Source organism: Streptomyces sp. NPDC029169, assembly GCF_055563935.1.
The window spans coordinates 216,823-222,822 of sequence record NZ_JBVHXA010000015.1; the positions used below are offsets into that span (position 1 = coordinate 216,823).

The following is a 6,000-nucleotide window of genomic DNA, read 5'->3' on the forward strand; positions in this document are numbered from 1 at the left end:
CATGGCTGGACTCCTCTCGGAGCACGTCCATGGCCGGGCGGGCCAACTGGAGCGCTCGCAGCTGGGCAGTTCTTGGAGACTGGGATGGATCGCTTGGGAGGCCGGCGTTCATCAGTTTCGGTGATGTGCGGATGCGATGCTGACCAGGGGTGCAGCTCTGTGCGAGGGTGCGTGGGTCGGAACGCGCGGTCGCGGTCGCGGCGGTGACCGTAGTCAGTCCCGGTGGGCCTCGCGGGAGGCGGGCTGGCCGGTTCGGCGGGATGTGCGGCGGGTGATTCGCCTGGTCATCAGCGTGATCGCGGCCCAGGTGATGAGCGACTCGGAGTGCTGGATCAGCCGTTCGTAGTCGCGGGCGTGCCGGCGGGCATGCATGACCCAGGCAATCGACCGTTCGACCACCCAGCGGCGGGGCAGGACGACAAACCCCTTCGCGTCCTTGGGCCGGCCCACCGTCTTGACCGTGAGATTCAGGTACTTCTTCGCCCAGGTCACGAGCTGTCCGCCGTAGGCCGAGTCTGCCCAGACGATCGTGATCTCCGGGTGCACCAGCCGCAGCCGGAACAGCACTTCCTTGGCCGCGTCGCGGTCGGTGATGTCGGCCGGGGTGACCATCACGAACAGCGGCAGGCCCTTGGTGTCCACGACCAGGTGGCGCGGCCGTTGATCTTCTTCGCCGCGTCGTAGCCGCGTGAGTCCCTGCCGACGGTCTCGGCGGCCTTGACGGACTGCGAGTCGATGATGATGGCGACCGCCCCGGGCGATCGGCCCATGTCGCGGCGAACGCGTTTGCGGAGCTGGTCACGAATCTGCCCGATCACCCCGGCTGCCGACCAGCGGGCCATGAAGTTGCAGGCCGTCCGCCAGGGCAGGAAGTCCTTCGGTAGGGCCCGCCACTTGCAGCCGGTGTCGACGACGTACCGAATTGCGTCCACGATCTCGCGCCGCGGGTGCTTCTCCGGCCGCCCGCCTTGGACGGTCTCGCAGGCCGGGACCGGCAGGAGCGGTTCGAGCAGGGCCCACTCATCATCGTAGGTGTCCGAGGGGTAGCAGCGGCGCCCGGCCAACGTCCCCTCCTTCATGGGGGTGGGAGCCGGCCGTGAAGCGGCCGGCCCCCACCGGGTCACGCGTCGATGTAGTCGGCGATCACATCGAGCGTGGACTCGACGGAGTTGAGCTGGGTGTTCAGGTGCCGGACCCACCGGCCCTTGGGTTGCAGTGCGGCGAGCGGGGCGACGACGCCGGTGATGAACCGGCGGATCTCGGTGAGCTTCTCGCGAATGAGCGCGACCTCGTAGGCCTGAAGCCCTGCGGGATCCGAGCAGAACTTGTAGCCGTCCGCCCTCATCCAGATCAGGGGCGGCCAGCCCTGTTCAGCGATCGCGTCCCGCAGACAGGCCAGACCCGAGCGGGCCTGATGCGGCGAGAGCTCGCTCGACCTGACCAACTGGTTGAAGGCCAGGCCGGCTGGCCGTGCCTCGAAGAGGATGAAGCGGACGGTGTCGGCGTGCCTATGGGCCGCCGGGGAACGGCGCTGCGAAGCGCGCGGCATCCCACTACTCGCCTTGCAGCAGGCGGGCCAGCTCGCCGTCGACGTCGACCTTGCCGGTCCCGCATCCCCGGAACGACCCGTCCGGAGGCCGATACGAACGCGTGGCAGGCGGTGATCAGGTCCAGGAACTCCACCGAGCGGTCGATCCGCTTCACCGCCGGCGCGACCGGACTCGTGCGCTCGAAGTCCTCCCGGGCCTGGCGGCCCCGCTCGACCTGAGCGTGATTGACCTGATGACGGGCGGTGTCGTTCGACATCGCCCTAAAGGCGACGTCCGGCCGGCGCAGCAGGCCCGTGGTCACCGTCGCGGCGATGTGGTCGTCGCGGGTCAGCTCCTCCACCGCCCGGACCCGGTCTTCCTGCCGGACCTGCGCGACGACCGTGGGCCGCTTGAGTAGATCGCCAGTGACGACCGCGGCGACTTCCTCGTCCATCGCGAGGGTGTGGATCGCGCTGACCTTCTCCTGCGGGGTGATCGGCTCTCGACCTGACGGCCGACCCTCCGCGACGCGTCGTCGGGAGTCCACCTGGCCTTCCCTCCCGGCGGGGTGAGGATCGCGGTGAACCGCTCCTCCTCGTTCGAGATGCCCGCCAGGATTCGGTGGACCGTGAAGGACACGCGGGCCTGCCGGTGCTGTTTGGGCCACCGCGAAGCAACCCAACGGGCCCCGTTCACGGCTGAGTAGGACAAGCCGATGTCCTCGGCCAGGCGGAACAGCGAGTCCTTGACCGTGAACAACTCCTCGCCCCTGTCCTGCGGGCCCTGCTCTCGCATGGGCTCGATCTCCAAGGCGTAGTCCCCGATTGCGAACTGACCCCGGGGGTCTGGGCCTCACACGATCTTGCGCAGCTCCGCGACGATCTGCTCGTAACGGTGGGCGCTGACGCTGCCGACCTTGTCGGCACTCTCGATCTTCTCGGGCATGGTCCTCACCACCCTGAACGGGCCGGGGCACGGCCCCTCGGCCGTGACAAGACGCGGCCCGCTGTCGTGACCGAGAGTCGACCCCGCCCGCCGAAGATCACAACAGATGACTGGAAAAAGCCGGAATCTGACCGAAGGTCCAATTCGGATGCGTTCGTGGAGAGGTCACTGTGACCGTTTACCGAACGATTCGTTCCGCGACCGCCAGGCCCTCATAACGCACCGCCGCGAGCAGAAAACAGCGTCCGCACGCCGATCCACGCCGGCCACCCAGGCCGTCCCGCACTCGGGACACTCCACCCGACCCGCCCCGTTCAACTCCGCCATCACCCGGCGCCGCAACCGACGATCCCGCCGCCATGACCTGGCACGACATGTCGTCGAGCAGAGCGGCGTCCGGCCGCGCGGCCGGCCTCAACCGGTCACCGCAGCCTTTGCAGACCCGCACTCCGGGCCGCCCGGAACCCTCGGACACCACTACAGGCTAGAGCTCCGGACGCCTCGAAAACCGAGATATGGAACAGGCACTTAGTACTCCAGCCGTAGATCGTGATCTTCATGCCTGAGTGGCTTGTCGAAGGTAGTGGCTGGCCTGGGATCGGGCCTGGTGGCGGCGCCGCCAGTCGGACCAACCGAGCCGGTGGGCGGCATCGTGGACGGGTCGGACAACGAGTGTGATGAACAGGCGCTGGATCTCGTTGCAGGTGAGCGGAATGAGGGCATCGGGTGCGGGGCGGGTGTGCTCGTCTGCGCGTACGACGGCGAGGAAGGCGTGCGCGAGCATGGCGAGGGTGACCCAGCGGGACCAGGAGGCATAGCGGCGGACCTGGTGCTCGTCGAGTGCGGCCAGGCCCTTGCCCGACTGGAAGAACTCCTCCACCCGCCTTCTTGATCCAGCGACTCTGACCAGCACGGTCTGCGGCACGGGTGCGCGCGAGTAGCAGCGGTAGTAGGCGAGTTCGCCGGTGCTGCGGTTACGGCGGATCAGCAGCTGACGACTCCCGGGTCGGGGGTCGGCGAGGTCGATGACTGCCCAGTCGTAGAAACGGTGGCCCTTGGCCCCGGCCCCTGCGGAGAGCTTCTGCCAGGCCCGCTTGGGCACCTTCTTGGCCAGGGTGTCCGCACGGAACCTCCCCGCCCCGGTGGTGACTTCGTGCGAGCAGGCCACCGCGAGGACGTAGCCGGTGCCGCGTTCCTCCAGTGCGGTTCGCAGCCTGGGGTTGCCGCCGTAGACCTCGTCGCCGGCGACCCATGCGGCCTGGTGGCCGGCGTCCAGGAACCGGGCAACCATACGAGTGGCAAGTTCCGGCTTGGTGGCGAAGGCGGTGTCCTGGTCGAGTCCGGCATCCCGGCAGCGGTCAGGGTCGGAGGTCCATGAACGCGGGACGTACAGTTCCCGGTCCACTGCCGCGTGCCCGCGCCGGCCGGCGTAGACCAGGTAGACGGCGACCTGGGCATTTTCGATCCTGCCCGCGGTGCCGGTGTACTGGCGCTGGACGCCGACCGTGCCGGTGCCCTTCTTCACGTCCCCGGTCTCGTCGACCACCAGTCCCGCCTGGTCGTCGTGCAGGTGGTCCACCACGTAGTCACACACATCGTCGCGGACCCGGTCGGCGTCCCACTTGGCCCGCCCCAGCAGATGCTGCATGCCGTCCGGGGTCCTCTCCCCGGCCCATTCGGCGATGGTCCAGCAGTTCTTGCGCGGCAGGTCCGACAGCACTCCGAGCACCAACTTCCGGACCCGGACCCGGGGTTCGACCCGTGTGAACCGTCCCGCTATCCGGCTCATCAGGCCCTCGAACGCCTCCTGCCAGCGGGCAGGGTCTACGCTGTGACCTGCGGCCACCGCGTGATCGTTTGTCTTCACACACCGATGATCAACGGGTGGCCGCACCCGTCTCCACAGCGCGTCGGGGTCGCGCAGCGTCCGCCCGCCGTCCTGTGTCAGGAGGCCATGTGCAACGTGGCGAAGTCTGGTGGGTGGAGTTCGACGAGCGGCGGCCGGTCGTGCTGCTGTCGGGAGACGACGCGTCCGGGATCCGGGTGATGCAGGTCGTCGCTCGGGCGGGTGTCGACATCACCGGTCTGGGCGTCGAAGTGGCAGTAGGCGCCGTGGAAGGACTGCCCTTTGAAGGCGTGCTTCGGTTCGCGTTCCCGCGTCCGGGCTTTACCCCTTGCACGTGGCTGACCACCGTGTCCCGGGACGACCTGATCGAGCGGGCGGGCGCCCTGTCCTCCGCGAAACTCAGCGAGATTGAGAACGCCCTCCGTCTCGGTGAGCAGGCGAAGGAGTGGACCCCGGCGACGACCGCGAAGCTCAGCGAGATAAGGAACGCCCTCCGTCTCGGTGGACTCGGGTAGGCGGAGAAGGAAACGAACGCCCGCGCCGGCGTGGTCGGTCTCGTCCAGATGATCGACGCTGCCAGCTGCCTCCTCGGCGCCCCTCACGATCGAGATCACGAACTACGGCTGGAGTATTAGGCAGCTGAGCACGACCGACTCATCCCCGACAGGGAGAGGACAACCAATCAAATCACCGCCCAACAAACCCCAACGACATCAAGGCAGCGGCAGGCACCTCCACGACACCCTCTTCCCACAAGGGAAGGGGAATCACCATACAAACCCCCCGTTATAATTGGCATGACGCCTCGTCAACTTCTCGCCCAGAAGACCGGGCGCCCCTCAGGTCCAAACGTAAAATCGCCCGACTTAGTCGGTTTTTTGACGTGACGTCAGGGAGAGAGAATTTTTTATGGAGACGTGCCAGATAGGAATATTGAGTTCGGTGTATTTGTACTAATGACCGATTTGGTGTCTCCCCGTCAGTTTGATGAATTAACTGAGTTTATCGCGACGCCGGTTAAGCAGCTCTTGTGTTGTGGCGAGTCTGAATTATCTGACTCGCAGCGCGCACGCCCCGCCAGGCTATGCGCGAGGCCGGCCTGCCTGTCGTCGATCGGACCCTGAAGGCATGGACGGAGGGTAAGAATACGGCTCCCTCGCGGCAGAAAGGGAGCGCATAGAGCCGCCTACCTGGCCGTACGGCGGTGTGCCCGCACCTTCCTGGGCCACCTGAACCGGCAGGCCACAGCACACGGGTTAAGTTTTACCCCCAACCAGTGTGCCCGGGTTCCCGGCAGCTTCAATGCGTCGTGGAATACAGGAATCTGAATGCACGTCGGTGGGAGACCGAATCGTCGGGGCAGGGAGCCGAGAGCGACTAAGCGAGTCTAGATGACATTTGGGTCAGCGAGGCAGCCATGGATCTCGGATCCCAATGGGGCCAATACGTCTACAGCATCGGAACTCGGCACTGAACTCACAAGTGCACAAGCATAATTCCAGGCCGCGCCAGCCTGAGTAGCCAGCCGCTTTTCTGGAATTCGCGGAGCGAATTCCAGAGGCCCTATCGCGGAGCGATAGGGCCTGGCGCCACGGAGTGGCGCCCCAAATCCCGTGCGGAGCACGGGATTTGACCGCCGCGTAGCGGCGGCGCGTCGTGTCTGCGGAGCAGACCGCGCGC

The 6,000-nt window shown here is 66.7% G+C and carries 3 protein-coding genes and 2 pseudogenes; 1 reads left to right on the top strand and 4 read right to left on the bottom strand.

Going from position 1 to position 6,000, the window contains the following annotated elements; all coding sequences use genetic code 11:
- Positions 1 to 213 precede the first annotated feature (213 nt).
- From ACZ4VI_RS26140 to ACZ4VI_RS26155, 4 genes and pseudogenes are all read right to left on the bottom strand, one after another.
- Positions 214 to 1,079, bottom strand: a pseudogene (locus ACZ4VI_RS26140) (IS5 family transposase).
- A gap of 41 nt (positions 1,080 to 1,120) precedes the next feature.
- Positions 1,121 to 1,444 (bottom strand): RacP protein, encoded by a 324-nt coding sequence (locus ACZ4VI_RS26145; protein WP_468002976.1) that lies wholly within the window; start codon positions 1,442 to 1,444, stop codon positions 1,121 to 1,123.
- Positions 1,351 to 2,324 (bottom strand): annotated as a pseudogene (locus ACZ4VI_RS26150) (DUF6192 family protein). The gene ACZ4VI_RS26145 and the pseudogene ACZ4VI_RS26150 overlap by 94 nt, the downstream one beginning before the upstream one ends.
- A gap of 706 nt (positions 2,325 to 3,030) precedes the next feature.
- On the bottom strand, positions 3,031 to 4,263 hold the full coding sequence (locus ACZ4VI_RS26155) for an IS701 family transposase (RefSeq protein ID WP_468002988.1): 1,233 nt from the start codon (positions 4,261 to 4,263) through the stop codon (positions 3,031 to 3,033).
- A gap of 167 nt (positions 4,264 to 4,430) precedes the next feature.
- Between ACZ4VI_RS26155 and ACZ4VI_RS26160 the strand changes: the two genes are divergently transcribed.
- A complete protein-coding gene (locus ACZ4VI_RS26160; RefSeq protein ID WP_095753169.1) occupies positions 4,431 to 4,835 on the top strand; it encodes a type II toxin-antitoxin system PemK/MazF family toxin in 405 nt (134 codons plus the stop codon).
- Positions 4,836 to 6,000: the final 1,165 nt, after the last annotated feature.